11 protein-coding genes are annotated in these 13,412 nt (G+C 74.8%); 7 read left to right on the top strand and 4 right to left on the bottom strand.

Annotation, left to right across the window (positions count from 1 at the left end):
• Nucleotides 1–47: 47 nt before the first annotated feature.
• The 3 genes from ACMXGY_RS15080 to mtrA are packed head-to-tail and all read right to left on the bottom strand — an operon-like array spanning nucleotide 48 to nucleotide 4,272.
• Entirely contained in the window at nucleotides 48–1,760 is a 1,713-nt protein-coding gene (locus ACMXGY_RS15080) for an LpqB family beta-propeller domain-containing protein (RefSeq protein ID WP_483773794.1), read from the bottom strand.
• A complete protein-coding gene (mtrB, locus tag ACMXGY_RS15085) occupies nucleotides 1,757–3,592 on the bottom strand; it encodes an MtrAB system histidine kinase MtrB (protein ID WP_483773795.1) in 1,836 nt (611 codons plus the stop codon). The genes ACMXGY_RS15080 and mtrB overlap by 4 nt, the downstream gene beginning before the upstream one ends.
• On the bottom strand, nucleotides 3,589–4,272 hold the full coding sequence (mtrA, locus tag ACMXGY_RS15090) for an MtrAB system response regulator MtrA (RefSeq protein WP_483773796.1): 684 nt from the start codon (nucleotides 4,270–4,272) through the stop codon (nucleotides 3,589–3,591). Before mtrA ends, mtrB begins: the two co-directional genes overlap by 4 nt.
• A 127-nt stretch (nucleotides 4,273–4,399) precedes the next feature.
• Between mtrA and ACMXGY_RS15095 the strand changes: the two genes are divergently transcribed.
• The 7 genes from ACMXGY_RS15095 to ACMXGY_RS15125 all read left to right on the top strand — a co-directional run bounded on the left by ACMXGY_RS15095 (nucleotide 4,400) and on the right by ACMXGY_RS15125 (nucleotide 12,370).
• Complete coding sequence (locus ACMXGY_RS15095) at nucleotides 4,400–5,719, top strand: DUF7847 domain-containing protein (protein WP_483773797.1); 1,320 nt, start codon at nucleotides 4,400–4,402, stop codon at nucleotides 5,717–5,719.
• Entirely contained in the window at nucleotides 5,716–6,393 is a 678-nt protein-coding gene (locus ACMXGY_RS15100; protein WP_483773798.1) for a DUF4129 domain-containing protein, read from the top strand. The genes ACMXGY_RS15095 and ACMXGY_RS15100 overlap by 4 nt, the downstream gene beginning before the upstream one ends.
• The gene (locus ACMXGY_RS15105) at nucleotides 6,390–7,679 is read left to right on the top strand and encodes a DUF4350 domain-containing protein (protein WP_483773799.1); all 1,290 of its coding nucleotides are present in this window, start codon (nucleotides 6,390–6,392) and stop codon (nucleotides 7,677–7,679) included. The genes ACMXGY_RS15100 and ACMXGY_RS15105 overlap by 4 nt, the downstream gene beginning before the upstream one ends.
• Entirely contained in the window at nucleotides 7,676–8,848 is a 1,173-nt protein-coding gene (locus tag ACMXGY_RS15110) for an AAA family ATPase (protein ID WP_483773800.1), read from the top strand. The genes ACMXGY_RS15105 and ACMXGY_RS15110 overlap by 4 nt, the downstream gene beginning before the upstream one ends.
• Before the next feature lie 10 nt (nucleotides 8,849–8,858).
• Nucleotides 8,859–10,151: a DUF58 domain-containing protein gene (locus tag ACMXGY_RS15115; protein WP_483773801.1), complete on the top strand. Its 1,293-nt coding sequence runs from the start codon at nucleotides 8,859–8,861 to the stop codon at nucleotides 10,149–10,151.
• 862 nt (nucleotides 10,152–11,013) lie between these two features.
• A complete protein-coding gene (locus ACMXGY_RS15120; protein WP_483773802.1) occupies nucleotides 11,014–11,136 on the top strand; it encodes a hypothetical protein in 123 nt (40 codons plus the stop codon).
• A 7-nt stretch (nucleotides 11,137–11,143) separates the two neighbouring features.
• Nucleotides 11,144–12,370, top strand: coding sequence for a winged helix DNA-binding domain-containing protein (locus ACMXGY_RS15125; RefSeq protein WP_483773803.1), 1,227 nt, complete (start codon nucleotides 11,144–11,146; stop codon nucleotides 12,368–12,370).
• A 30-nt stretch (nucleotides 12,371–12,400) separates the two neighbouring features.
• Here the strand turns inward: ACMXGY_RS15125 and ACMXGY_RS15130 are convergent, their stop codons facing one another.
• Nucleotides 12,401–13,390 (bottom strand): stage II sporulation protein M, encoded by a 990-nt coding sequence (locus tag ACMXGY_RS15130; RefSeq protein WP_483773804.1) that lies wholly within the window; start codon nucleotides 13,388–13,390, stop codon nucleotides 12,401–12,403.
• Between the last annotated feature and the right edge of the window lie 22 nt (nucleotides 13,391–13,412).

Genomic DNA, 13,412 nt, shown 5'->3' on the forward strand with positions numbered 1-13,412 from the left:
GGACGCAGACGTGGAGGGCAGGCCTGTGGACGCCCAGCCCGGGCGCGTCATCCGGGATACGTCGGCAGGCGCACCTCCGTCGTGACCTGGGTCCACAGCGAGGACGTCCCCCGCGCGTAGAGCTTCCCGTCGCTCGTCGCGACGAGCATCGTGCCCACGCCCGTGGCCGAGGCCAGCGTCACCGCGTTCTCGACGGGCGACGTCGGCCGGCTGCGTCCCCCGACGGGGACGAGCTGGACGACGGCCGCCGTCTCGTCCGCGGTGCGCCCGAGGACCCCGAGGAGCGCCCGGTCCACCCAGGTGACCTGGGTCGCAGACGCGATCGGCTGACCCACCCGGACGGCCTCGGACAGGTCGGTCGGCCGACCGTTCTCGTCGCGCACGACCCCCGCGACATGGACCTGGGACCCGCCGGCCGCCTCGCTGACGACCGCGACCCGTGCGCCGTCGGGCGCGACGCGCAGCGACATGACCGTGCGGCCGTCCAGCCAGGGCACGGCGACGGACGACACCGCGCCCTCGAGGTCGACGACCTGCAGCGACCCGTCCTGGATCTGCGGACCGCTCCACACGAAGCCGAAGCGGTCGATGCTCGGCGCGAGCAGGTCGTCCCCCGTGAGGAGCGTCGTCGACCCCGCTTCCGCGGTGGGTGCGGTCACGAGCCGGCTCGAGCCGTCGCGTACGACGTACGTCGCGTCCGACGCCCGGCCGCGGAACGCGAGCGCGGTCGGCTGCAGGTCGACGAGGGGCGCGACCGAGGCGACCGGTTCCGTCGCACGGCCCTCGAGGGTCATGATCTGGTCGCCCGCGAGGACGACAGGGTCGGCAGGGGTCGTCGCGACGCTGATGGCAGGATCCTCGGCGGACGGGAGCTCGGTCCCGTTGACCTGGATCTCGACGGTGCCGCCGAGAGACGCCCGGAGCTGCGCGAGGAGGAGCCCGCGGTCCGCCGGGGAGGCCGCGAGGACGGCATCGTTGAGCGGCACCGAGACCGAGCCGGCGTCCTCGGCGGGGACCGCGGTGATGCTCAGGGCCGTGCCCTCCGGCGCGACCGTGACGACCGAGCCGGCGAGCCACGGCGAGGGCCCGGCGAGCGTCTCGCGCACCGCGAGGGTCTGCCAGTTGCGTCCGGGGAACCAGCGCGCGTCGGGGACGAGGTACTCGCGGTCGGGCGTCGGGAAGTAGAGGTTGACCTGAAGATAGGTCAGCTCGAAGTTCGTGGGCGTGATCGTCAGCCCGTCGTCGAGGGTCTCGATGCGCCACTGGTCGTCCTCGTCGCGCACGAGCCCGTAGGCGACCTCCGTCGTCGTGCCGGGGACCTGCTCGGTGTACACGCCGTGCTCGTCGACGACGCCGAGCACCGTCGCCGTCGCACGCACCGTCGTGACCCCGTCCTCCAGCGTCGCCTCGTCGACGACGAGCTCCGGCTCGGCCTCGATCACCGCGACCTGGGCGAGGGGAGACCACTCCTGCTCTGCGGCGGGCGTGAGGAACTCCGTCGCGACGTCGAAAGAGCTCGACGCACCCTGGGCCTGGGCCGCCAGGAAGCCGGTGACGATCTGCTCCGGCGAGGCGTCGTCGCGCGGCGATGCCGCGCTGACGAACGGCCGGCCGGGGTCCTCCACGGTGGCTTCGCCCTCCGTGACCGGGCCGGACGTGGGGATCGACGCGCAGGCCGCGAGCGCGGCGACCAGCAGCGCGGCGCAGGCTCCCGCGACGGGGCGGTCCGCCCGACGTCGTCGCGTCCGGTGCGTGGTCATCGCGCCTCCCGCAGGTCGGAGGACGGGCCGGCGGCCGGCTCTGCGCCAGGTCCCGCCCCGGTGTCGGTGTCGTGCGAGGTGTCGCGCGGGATGACGACGGGGATGCCGCCGGTCACCGAGGGCAGGTCGGCCGGGCCCACCGTGCCGTCCACGTCCTCGACGACGGGTGCGCCGGAGCTCCACGTGGCCGCGAGGCCGCGACCGGTCGCGGCCTCGGTGACGAGCGGCAGAGGGGAGGACTGGAGGCGGATTCCCGCGCGGCGCGGCAGGGTCAGCCGGAAGCTCGCCCCGCGTCCGGGGCGTCCCCACGCCTCGAGCCACCCCCCGTGCAGGTGCGCGTCCTCGAGCGAGATCGCGAGACCGAGGCCGGTCCCGCCCGTCGTCCGCGCCCGCGCGGGGTCGGCTCGCCAGAACCGGTCGAACACGTGCTGCACCTCGTCGGCGGTCATGCCGACGCCGTGGTCGCGCACGAGGACCGCCACGGCGTGCCCGTCCCCCGCGACCGTGACCTCGACGGGGCTGTCCTCCGCGTGCTCGATCGCGTTCACCACGAGGTTGCGCACGATGCGCTCGACGCGGCGCGGGTCGACGTCGGCCGTGAGGCGCTCGTCGCCGAGGTGGACGGACAGCCACACGCCCTTGCGCTCCGCGAGCGGCGCCGCGTGGTCCACGGCCGCGCCGACGACGTCGCGCACGTCGCGCCGCTCGGCGTCGAGCTGCGCGGCGCCGGCGTCGAACCGACTGATCTCGAGCAGGTCGGCCAGCAGGTCCTCGAACCGGTCGAGCTGGGCCTGCAGGAGCTCGGTCGAGCGACGCGACACGGGGTCGAAGTCCTCCCGCGAGGCGTACAGCACCTCCGAGGCCATGCGGATCGTGGTGAGCGGCGTGCGCAGCTCGTGGGAGACGTCGGAGACGAACCGGCGCTGGAGCATCGACAGCTCCTCCATGCGCCCGATCTGGTCCTGCAGGCTGCGCGCCATCTCGTTGAACGTGTGCGCGAGCGACGCCATCTCGTCGTGCCCCTTGACGGGCAGCCGTTCGTCGAGGTGCCCGTCGGCGAGCCGCTCCGCGACGCTCGCCGCCTGCCGCACGGGCAGCACGGCCTGGCGCGTGACGAGCGCGGTGATGCCGCCGAGCAGAGCGAGCAGGACGAGCGCGCCGACGAGGAGCACGGACTGGAGGAAGCTCAGCGTCTCCTGGTCGGCCTCGAGGTCGTAGAGGTAGTAGAGCTCGTACGTCCCGGCGACGGGCACCTCGACCGTGGACCCGACGACGATGCCCGGCACGACGGGCGAGGCCGGGTCCGCCGGGTCGACCGGGACGGCGACGGACTGGAGCCGCTGCTCGCCGTCGGCCGCGACCGTCGCCGCCCGCATCTCGGGCGACACCAGCCCGCCCAGCTGGTCGTTCGACGAGAGGTTGAGGAGGCCGACCGGGCTCTCGCCGGCCGCCTGCCACAGGAACACGTCGCGCGACCCCGACCCGCTGGACTGGAGCATCGAGAACAGGTCGTACAGGAGCGACTGCGCCTCGGTCACCGTCGCCGTCGGCGCGGAGTCGAGCGTGCGCCGCACCTGCTCCGTGGACTGCGCGCTCTCCTGGTCGATCTCCGCGCGGCGCCGCTCGAACAGCCCGTCGCGCATCGAGTCCGAGAGGTACGCCCCGAGCGCCGCGACGGTCACGACCCCGACCACGAGAGCCGACGTCACGACGCGCAGCTGCATCGACGAGCGCCACCGCCACACGGCCCGCCGGACGGTCGCGCGCACGCGCCGCCGGGCCCGGCGCCACACGTCCCGCGAGCGCCAGCCGGTGCCGGTCGGCTGGCTCACGTGCGTGCCGTGCCCGCCTTGTAGCCGACGCCGCGGACCGTCAGGACGATCTCGGGGTTCTCCGGGTCGTGCTCGATCTTCGACCGCAGCCGCTGCACGTGGACGTTGACGAGTCGCGTGTCCGCGGCGTGCCGGTAGCCCCACACCTTCTCGAGCAGGATCTCGCGCGTGAAGACCTGCCACGGCTTGCGCGCGAGCGCGACGAGGAGGTCGAACTCCAGCGGGGTGAGCGCGACCTGCTCGCCCCCGCGCGTGACGCGGTGGCCGGTCACGTCGATCTCGACGTCGCCGATCGACAGGTGCTCCGGCGCGGGCTCCTCGGTGCGGCGCAGGCGCGCCCGGATGCGGGCGACGAGCTCCTTGGGCTTGAACGGCTTGGAGATGTAGTCGTCCGCGCCGGACTCGAGGCCCAGCACGACGTCGACCGTGTCGCTCTTGGCCGTGAGCATGATGATCGGCACGCCCGACTCGGCGCGGATGAGCCGGCACACCTCGGTGCCGTCCTTGCCGGGGAGCATGAGGTCGAGGAGCACGAGGTCGGGCTGGGAGCTGCGGAACGTCTCGAGCGCGAGATCGCCGTCCGCGCAGAACACGGGCTCGAACCCTTCCGAGCGCAGGACGATGCCGATCATCTCGGCCAGGGCGGTGTCGTCGTCGACCACGAGCACGCGAACCTTCATGCGGGACATCTTGCCATCGACGGGGCTCGGGACCGGGCGGGGGCGCGCGTACTAGGGTGGCCTCGCCGCCGGTACCCCCGCCCGGCGCCCACCGATCGCACGAGCCGACCGCGAGGACCACGAGCCCATGAGCACTCCTGACGCCTCCGGCGCGCCGGACGGCGCCACGCCCGCCCCCGGCGGAAGCCCGTCGGAGCCGACGCCGCCCACCGCCCCCGACGGCTGGGGCACGCCGGCCTACGGCCAGCCCGGCTACGGACCCGCGTCGGGCCAGCAGCCGCGCTACGGCCAGTACGCGCCGGGGCACGACGCGCCGCCCGCCGGCCAGCCCTCGTACGGGCAGCCGTCGTACGGCCAGCCCTCGTACGGGCAGCCGCAGGGGCAGGGCACGCCCGGGTACGGGCAGCCGCAGCAGGGCGCGCCGCAGTACGGGTCGTCGCAGTTCGGCCAGCCGCAGTACGGGCAGCCGCAGTACGCCGGGCCCGGGTACGGTCCGGGCCCCGCGCCGTACGCCCCCGTCGCCGCCAAGCCGGGCATCGTGCCGCTGCGCCCCCTCACCCTGGGCGAGATCTTCGACGGCGCCTTCGGGGCGATCCGGCACAACCCGCGCGTCATGCTCGGCATGAGCACCCTCGTCGTCGTCGCCGCCACGGTCGTCGGCGCCCTCCTCGGCTTCGCGTTCTCCGGCTACGTCGCGGACCTGTTCTTCGCGCTCCCCGAGGAGTCGGGTCTCGGGGGCATGGAGAACGAGTTCGCCATGCTCTACTCGAGCACGATCGGCACCGGCCTCACCACGAGCCTCGCGACGCCGATCGTCAGCGGCCTCCTCACCGTCTCGATCGGTCAGTCCGTGATCGGCCGCAAGGCCACGATCGCCGAGGTGTGGGCGCAGGTCGGACGCCGTGCGTGGTTCCTCATCGGCTTCTCGCTCCTCCTCGGCCTCACGTGGGTCGTGGTGCTGACCCTGATCGTCCTGATCGTCGTCGCCGGGTTCGCCGTGACGACGGGGCTCGGCGTCGTGCTCCTGCTGCTCGCGATCCCGGGCGCGCTCGCGCTCGCGGTGTGGGTCGGCACGCGCACCGGCCTCGTGCCCCCCGCGCTCGCGCTCGAGGGCCAGGGCTTCTGGTCCACCGTGCGGCGGTCGTGGCTCCTCACCCGGGGCGGCTTCTGGCGCCTCTTCGGCATCTACCTGCTCGCCTACGTCGCGATGTACGTCGTCGTGCAGATCATCGCCACGCCGTTCAGCTTCGCCAGCACGTTCCTGCTCGCGGCGGGCCAGAGCTTCGTCGCGAACGCGCTGCTCGCGCTCGGCATCGCCGTCTCGACCGTCGTCATGACGCTGTTCCTCGGCAGCGTCGTCGCGCTCCTGTACATCGACGTCCGCATGCGCCGCGAGGGCCTGGACGTCGAGCTCACGGCCGCCGCGAACGAGCAGCCCCCGGCATGACCGTGCGGTCGCTCGCGGCCGACGTGCCCGTGCAGCCCGGGGCGGACGAGGCGCGCCGCTGGCTCGTCGAGGAGCTCGCGAAGCCCGACTACCGCACCGACCCGTCGCTCCTGCAGCGGTTCCTCGAGTGGCTGGGCAGCCTGTTCGACGGCGCCCCGTCGCTCGACCTGGGCGGCCCGCTCACGGCGGTGGTCGTCGTCGCGGCGGTGCTGCTCGTCGCGGGGATCGCCTACTGGGTCGCCGGGCCGGTGCGCCTGTCGCGCAAGGCTCCGACGTCCGCCGTCGTGCTCGACGACGACGCCCGGACGGCCGCCGAGATGCGTGCCGCCGCCGACGCCGCGGCGTCCGCGGGCGACTGGGCGACGGCTGCGCTCGAGCGCTTCCGCGCCGTCGTGCGCTCCCTCGAGGAGCGCGCCCTGCTCGACGAGCGGCCCGGCCGCACGGCGTGGGAGGCCGCTACGGCCGCGGGCGAGCGCGTGCCCGACGTCGCGGACGGGCTCGCGCGCGGCGCCCACCTCTTCGACGACGTCGCGTACGGCAAGACCGCCGTCGGCCCCGAGGCCGACGCCTTCCTGCGCGCCCTCGACGAGCGCACGCTCGCGGCGCGCCCCGTGCTGCGGTCGGAGCTCGAGCTCGCCGCTCCCGCGTCGAGCCCTGGGGGTGACGACGCATGAGCGCCACGACGCCCGCTCCCCCGAACGCGACGGCCACCTCTCCGTCCGTGCCGGGCTCGACGACGTCCCTCCCGGAGGGAGGCAGTTCGCGTGCCGTGAGCACGGCGCACGTCCCCGTCGTCGGGGACGGCACCACCGCGGGCTCGCGCGCCCGCGGACGCTGGCGGCGCGCACGCTGGTCCGTCGTCGTGATCGTCGTGCTGCTCGCGCTCGCCGGGCTGTCCGCGATCGCCCGCCCGACGACGTCGAGCACCCCGCTCGCGCCGGACAACCCGGGACCGAACGGCGCGCGCGCGGTCGCCGAGGTGCTGCGCGACCAGGGCGTCGAGGTGACGTACGTACGCACGACCGCCGACGCCGTCGCCGCGGCGTCCGACGGCAGCACGCTGCTCGTCGCGGAGAGCGACTTCCTGCTCGACGAGCAGGCCGACGCGCTGGCCGCCACGCCGGCCGACCTCGTGCTCGTCGGCCCGGGCGAACGTCTGCTCGACGCCGCGACCGGCGGCGCCGCCGAGCTCGCCTACGACTGGCCCGACGGCTCCGCGGCCCGCTCCCCGCGCTGCGAGGACCCGGCCGCCCAGGCCGCGGGCACGCTGCGGTCCGACGGCGTCGGGTTCCGCGCGCTCGACGGCACGGTCGTCGTGTGCTTCCCCTCGCCGGACGCCCCCGACCTCGGGGCGTACCTCGTGCACGAGACGGAGGAACGGAGCGTCCGGGCCGTCGACACCGCGGCGTTCCTGCGCAACGACACGATCACCGAGGAGGGGAACGCGGCGCTCGCGCTGTGGACCCTCGGCGCGAACGAGCGCCTGGTCTGGCTCGTGCCCGACCCGTTCGACACGTCGCTGGTCGAGGGCGACGAGGAACCTGCGCTCGCGCTGCCGCCGTGGACGGGCGTCGTCGGGCTGCAGCTGCTCGTCGTCGTGCTCGCCGTCGCGCTGTGGCGCGGGCGCCGGCTCGGGCCGCTCGTCACCGAGGACCTGCCCGTCGTCGTGCGCTCCGCCGAGACGACGCGCGGTCGCGGCCGCCTGTACCGTCGGGCCGGGGCGCGCGGACATGCCGCGGCAGGTCTGCGCGCGAGCGCCGCGGACCGGCTCGCGAACCGGCTCGGCCTGCCCCGCTCGGCGGACGCCGCGACGCTCGTGGACGCCGTCGTCCGTGCGACCGGACGCCCGGGCGAGCAGGTCGCCCACCTCCTGTACGGACCACCACCCGCCGACGACGCCGCGCTGCTCGAGCTCGCGCGTCACCTGGACCGCATCGAGAGCGAGGTCTACCACTCGTGACGTACCACCCCGAGGGCCCGACGCCCCAGCCAGACCGCTACGCGCCGCCGCCGCAGCCCGTGTCCCAGGACCCGAGCGTCGCCGACCGCGTGAGCGCGGCCGCCGGCGCGCCGGGCCAGCAGCCCGGTCCGGAGGGACCGGGAGCGCAGTCCCCCTCCGGGCACGCGCCGGCACCGGCCGCGCCCCAGGTCGCCGTGCACGACGCGCCGCCCGCGCCGTCGCTCGAGCTGCGGCAGGCGCTCGCCGCCGTGCGCAGCGAGGTCGGCAAGGCCGTCGTCGGGCAGGACGGCGCCGTGACGAGCCTGCTCATCGCGCTCCTGTGCAAGGGGCACGTGCTGCTCGAGGGCGTGCCGGGCGTCGCGAAGACGCTGCTCGTGCGCACGCTCGCGGCCTCGCTGGACCTCGGCACCAAGCGCGTCCAGTTCACGCCCGACCTCATGCCGGGCGACGTCACGGGCTCCCTCGTGTACGACGCGCGGACCGCCGAGTTCTCGTTCCGCGAGGGCCCGGTCTTCACGAACCTCCTGCTCGCGGACGAGATCAACCGCACGCCCCCCAAGACGCAGGCCTCCCTGCTGGAGGCGATGGAGGAGCGCCAGGTGTCGGTCGACGGCACGCCGCGCCCGCTGCCCGACCCGTTCCTCGTCATCGCGACGCAGAACCCCGTCGAGTACGAGGGCACGTACCCCCTGCCGGAGGCGCAGCTCGACCGCTTCCTGCTCAAGGTGGTCCTGCCGCTGCCCGAGCGGGAGCAGGAGGTCGAGGTGCTCGCGCGGCACGCCGCCGGGTTCAACCCGCGCGACCTCGCGGGTGCCGGGGTCCGTCCCGTCGCGGGCCGCGACGTGCTCGACCGGGCCCGCGCCGAGGTCGCGCGCGTGCAGGTCGCGCGCGAGGTCCTCGGCTACGCGGTCGACGTGTGCCGGGCGACGCGCCACTCCCCCTCGCTGTCGCTCGGCGTCTCCCCGCGCGGCGCGACGGCCCTGCTCGCGACGGCGCGCGCCTGGGCGTGGCTGTCGGGCCGCTCGTACGTGACGCCCGACGACGTCAAGGCCCTCGCTCACCCGACGCTGCGGCACCGCGTGCAGCTGCGGCCCGAGGCCGAGCTCGAGGGCGTGACGGCCGAGAGCGTGCTCGACACCGTGCTCGCGTCCGTCCCCGTCCCCCGCTGAGGCGTCGCTCGTGGCCCTGACGTGGCGCGCCGTCGTGCTGACGGCGCTCGGGATCGTCCCCGTGCTGCTGTTCCCCGTCGCGGGGACGGTGCTGGTGTGGCTGCTGCTCGTCGTCGCGCTGTGCGCCCTCGACGCCGGGCTGGCCGCGTCTCCGCGGCGCGTCGCGATCGAGCGGCGGGTCCCGGGGTCGGTCCGGCTCACCGACACGACGACGTCGCGCCTCACCCTGACGAACCTCGCGCCCCGACGGCTGCGCGCGCTCGTGCGCGACGCGTGGCCGCCGTCCGCGGGGACCCAGGTCAACCGGCACGCCGTCGACCTGCCGCCGGGCGAGGCGACGCGCGTGACGACCGTGCTCGTGCCGACGCGCCGCGGCGAGCGGGTCGCCGACCGCGTGACGATCCGCTCGTTCGGCCCGTTGCGGCTCGCGGCGCGCCAGGCCTCGATCCCCGTCGCCGGCCGGCTGCGCGTGCTCCCGGAGTTCGCGTCGCGCCGCCACCTGCCGAGCCGCCTCGCGCGCCTGCGCGAGATGGACGGACGGGCCGCGGTCCAGGTGCGCGGCGAGGGCACCGAGTTCGACTCGCTGCGCGAGTACGTCATCGGCGACGACGTCCGGTCCATCGACTGGCGCGCCTCGGCCCGCGGGCGCGACATGGTCGTGCGGACGTGGCGCCCCGAGCGCGACCGCCGCGTGCTCATCGTCGTCGACACGTCGCGTACGTCCGCGACGCGCCTGGGCGACGCCCCCCGCCTCGACGCGAGCATCGAGGCGGCGCTGCTGCTCGCCGCGCTCGCCGGTCGCGCCGGCGACCGCGTCGAGCTCATCGCCTACGACCGCACCGTGCGCTCCCGTGTCGCCGGCGCCGCCGGGCCGCGCCTCATGCCCGCGATGGCTGACGCGCTCGCCCCCGTCGAGCCGGCGCTCCTCGAGACCGACTGGCCCGGGCTCGTCGGCGCCGTCCACGAGCGCCTCTCCCAGCGCGCGCTCGTCGTGCTCCTGTCCACGCTCGACGCCGCCGCCGTCGAGACCGGGCTGCTGCCCGTCGTCGGACAGCTCACGTCCAAGCACCAGGTGGTCCTCGCCGCCGCGGCGGACCCCGACGTCGTGGCGCTGCGCGACGACCGCAGCGGCACGGCGGAGATCTACGACGCCGCAGCCGCCGCGCGCGGTGAGATCGAGCGCGCGGCCGTCACGACCGTGCTCCGCCAACGTGGCGTCGAGGTCGTCGACGCCCTCCCCGACGACCTCGCCCCCCGCCTCGCCGACACCTACCTCGCCCTCAAGGCCGCCGGCCGCCTCTGAGCCCGCCGAGCGAGAACGGTGCTCTGCCGAGGGAGAACCGTGGTCGGTCGAGGGAGAACCCTGGTCGCGCGAGGTAGAACCGTGGTTGCGCGAGGTAGAACCGTGGTTGCGCGAGGTAGAACCGTGGTTCTTTGTCGGACGGCGCGTGGTGGGCTTGGGTGTCGGGGTGGGTGGGGGCGCCGCGTCTACCATCCGCCGCTCGTTCCTCGCGGCTCCCGCCAGGCCCGACCACGACGCGGCGCCCCCACCCACCCCTCCCGGCTTCGACCCACCCTGGTCTCGGGTCACCCGGGTACGACCCGCGGTGTGTCTCGTGCCGAGCATGTCGTTGGGCCCGTCCTGAGCGCCTTCCGGCCACAAGGGTCTGCTCGACCGGCCCGGACCGCATGGTCGCCACAAGCGCGGGCCGCACCACCTCGCACAGCATGCGCGAGCCGTCGCCGTCGCCGTCGCCGTCGCCGTCGCCGGACACGATTCCCCTTCGTATGACCACAGTTCTACTTCGCGGGACCACGGTTCTACCTCGCGTAACCACGGTTCTACGTCGGCGGGCCTCGCTGTGTGCCTGCCCGAGGTGAGGTGGTGACTGAGCGGGTGGGGCGGCGTCGGATGCGAAGGGCGTCAAGGCCGCGCTACCAAGACCCACGCCCGACGGACCAGGGCGACGGCGCGGACAGCCCGAGCACCGACGCCGCCCCACCCGCGGACCCGACCACAACACGCCCCAACCCCACCCGAGCACCGACTCCTCCCCACCCGCGGACCCGACCACGGACCGCCCGGGCCGGGCAACGACGACCGCCGGGTGTCGGGAGCGCGGGGTAGGGTCGGGCCGCACGATCCCTCGACCTCTGGAGGAGCAGTGGCCTGGCAGCCGACGGACCCTCGACAGCGCGCACGGCGCAACCGACGCGTCGCGATGGTCGTCGTGGCGGCGCTGCTCGCGACGTTCCTCATTCCCGCGCTCGCGATCGTGCTGTCCTGACTGGCCGATGAGCGACGGGCGGTTCGGGCCGCGGCTGAGCCACGACGACCTCAACCGTGCGCTGCTCGCGCGTCAGCACCTCACGACGCCGCGGGACGCGTCGGTCCTCGACGAGGTGCGGCACCTCGTCGGGCTGCAGTCGCAGGTGCCGTCGTCGCCGTACCCTGCGCTGTGGGCGCGGCTCGCGACGTTCGCGACGGACGACCTGGGCACGCTTCTCGTGGACCGGGACGTCGTACGGGTCGCGACGCTGCGCGGCACGGTGCACCTGGTCGCCGCGGACGACGTGCTCGAGCACGCGGCTCTCGTGCGGCCCGCGCTCGCCGGCTACCTGCGGGCGAAGAACCAGCACGGCACGGCCCTCACGGACGTCGACCTCGACGACCTCGAGTCCGCGGCGCGCGACCTGCTCGCCGAACCGCTGACGTCCGTCGAGCTCGGTCGTCGCCTCGAAGAGCGCTGGGAGGGCGTCGATCCGAAGCACCTCGCGTACGGCGCGCGCTGCCTCCTCCCCCTCGTCCAGGTGCCGCCACGCGGGATCTGGGGTGCGAACGGTCCAGGCACGACCACCACGTGGACGACGGCCGAGGCGTGGCTCGGACGGTCCGACCCGGGCGCGGCTGCCGTCGCGCACGCGACGGACCCCGACGCCGTGCTGGCGGCGCGTGTGCGCCTCGTCCGGCGCTACCTCGCGGCGTTCGGGCCGGCGTCCGTCGCGGACGCGCAGCGCTGGGCGGGGCTCACGCGGTTCAAGGCGGCCTTCGACGTGCTCCGCCCCGAGCTCGTGACGTTCACCGGCCCCGACGGCAAGGAGCTGTTCGATCTTCCCGACGCGCCGCGACCGCCCGGCGACGACCCCGTGCCCGTGATCCTCGCCGGCGACTTCGACAACCTCGTGCTCTCGCACGACGACCGCACCCGGGTACTCGGTGACGTCCCGGTCAAGAGCGTCGTGAGCATCAACGGCCAGGTCGCGGCCACCGTGCTCGTCGACGGGCGCGTGGCCGGCTCCTGGACGGCGCGCCCGGCCGAGGACGCGATCGTGGACGTGGAGGTGCGCCCGCTGCGCGGACCGGTCACGGACTCCGCCGGCTCGGACCGCGCGACGGTGCGCCCGTCACCGGCCGACCGCCTGCGCGAGGCCGACGTGCTCGACGCGCTCGTCGCGCGGGGCGAGGACTGGGTGCGGTGCGGGTGGCCGGACGCCCGTGCTCGCGTGACCGTCAGCGACTGATCCGCCGCCCGCCCCGTGCTCGCAGGCGGCTCAGGCCGCGACCGGGGCGACGTCGCCCGCGTGGTCGGCGGTGAGGTCGCCCGTCTCCCCTGCCCGCACGGCGCGGCGCCCGAGGACGATGGTGTAGACCCAGAAGCCCGCGAGCGCGATCGCGCCGATGACGATCTTGAGCCACCACGGCATGGTCGAGCCGGTGACGAACCCCTCGATCACGCCCGACACGGCGAGCGCGATGGCGAGGCCGATCGCGACGGTGACGAGCGAACGGCCCTCCTGGGCGAGCGCCTGCGAGCGTGGCAGGGGGCCGGGGTCGATCCACGCCCAGAAGATGCGCAGCCCTGCGGCGCCGGCGACGAAGACCGACATGAGCTCGAGCAGCCCGTGCGGCGCGATGAGCGTGAGGAACAGGTCGAGCTCGCCGTGCGCGGCCATCATGCCGCCCGTGGACCCGATCGCGACGGCGTTCGAGAACAGGACGTACGCCGGGAAGATGCCGGTGATACCGAGGCCGATGCACTGGGCGGCGATCCACGCGTTGTTCGTCCACACGACCGTCGCGAAGTCGAGACCGGGGTCGTAGTACGACGCGAACGCCTCGTTCACGTAGTTCTCCTGGACGCTCGGCGGGCCCATCGACGCGAGCCCCTCGGGCGTCGTCGCGACCCAGACGCCGGCGACGAGCGCGACCGCGAGGAAAGCCGTCGTGACGCCGACTGACCACCACCGGATCCGGTACAGCGCGGCGGGGAGGGACACCGTGAGGAACCGCACGACGTCGCGCCACGCGGGTTCGTGCGCCCCGGCGATCCGCGTCCTGGCCCGGCCGAGCAGGTCGGACAGGCGCGTGATGAGCACCGGGTCGGGTGCGACGGAGCGGACCGTCGACAGGTGGGTCGCGACGGCCTGGTACAGCCGCACCAGCTCGTCCGCCTCCGCGCCGTCGAGCGTGCGCCGCCGCGTGAGGGTCTCCAGGCGGTCCCACTGCGCGCGGTGCACGTCGGTGAAGGCGTCGAGGTCCACGACCGATACCCTGCCACAGGAC

Source organism: Cellulosimicrobium sp. G4 BAM 1002 (assembly GCF_057126935.1).

Bases quoted from the DNA above. Each gene is read 5' to 3' on its own strand.
- ACMXGY_RS15080 (WP_483773794.1), bottom strand. From the start codon at position 1,760: ATGACCACGCACCGGACGCGACGACGTCGGGCGGACCGCCCCGTCGCG.
- mtrA (WP_483773796.1), bottom strand. From the start codon at position 4,272: ATGAAGGTTCGCGTGCTCGTGGTCGACGACGACACCGCCCTGGCCGAG.
- ACMXGY_RS15095 (WP_483773797.1), top strand. From the start codon at position 4,400: ATGAGCACTCCTGACGCCTCCGGCGCGCCGGACGGCGCCACGCCCGCC.
- ACMXGY_RS15100 (WP_483773798.1), top strand. From the start codon at position 5,716: ATGACCGTGCGGTCGCTCGCGGCCGACGTGCCCGTGCAGCCCGGGGCG.
- ACMXGY_RS15105 (WP_483773799.1), top strand. From the start codon at position 6,390: ATGAGCGCCACGACGCCCGCTCCCCCGAACGCGACGGCCACCTCTCCG.
- ACMXGY_RS15125 (WP_483773803.1), top strand. From the start codon at position 11,144: ATGAGCGACGGGCGGTTCGGGCCGCGGCTGAGCCACGACGACCTCAAC.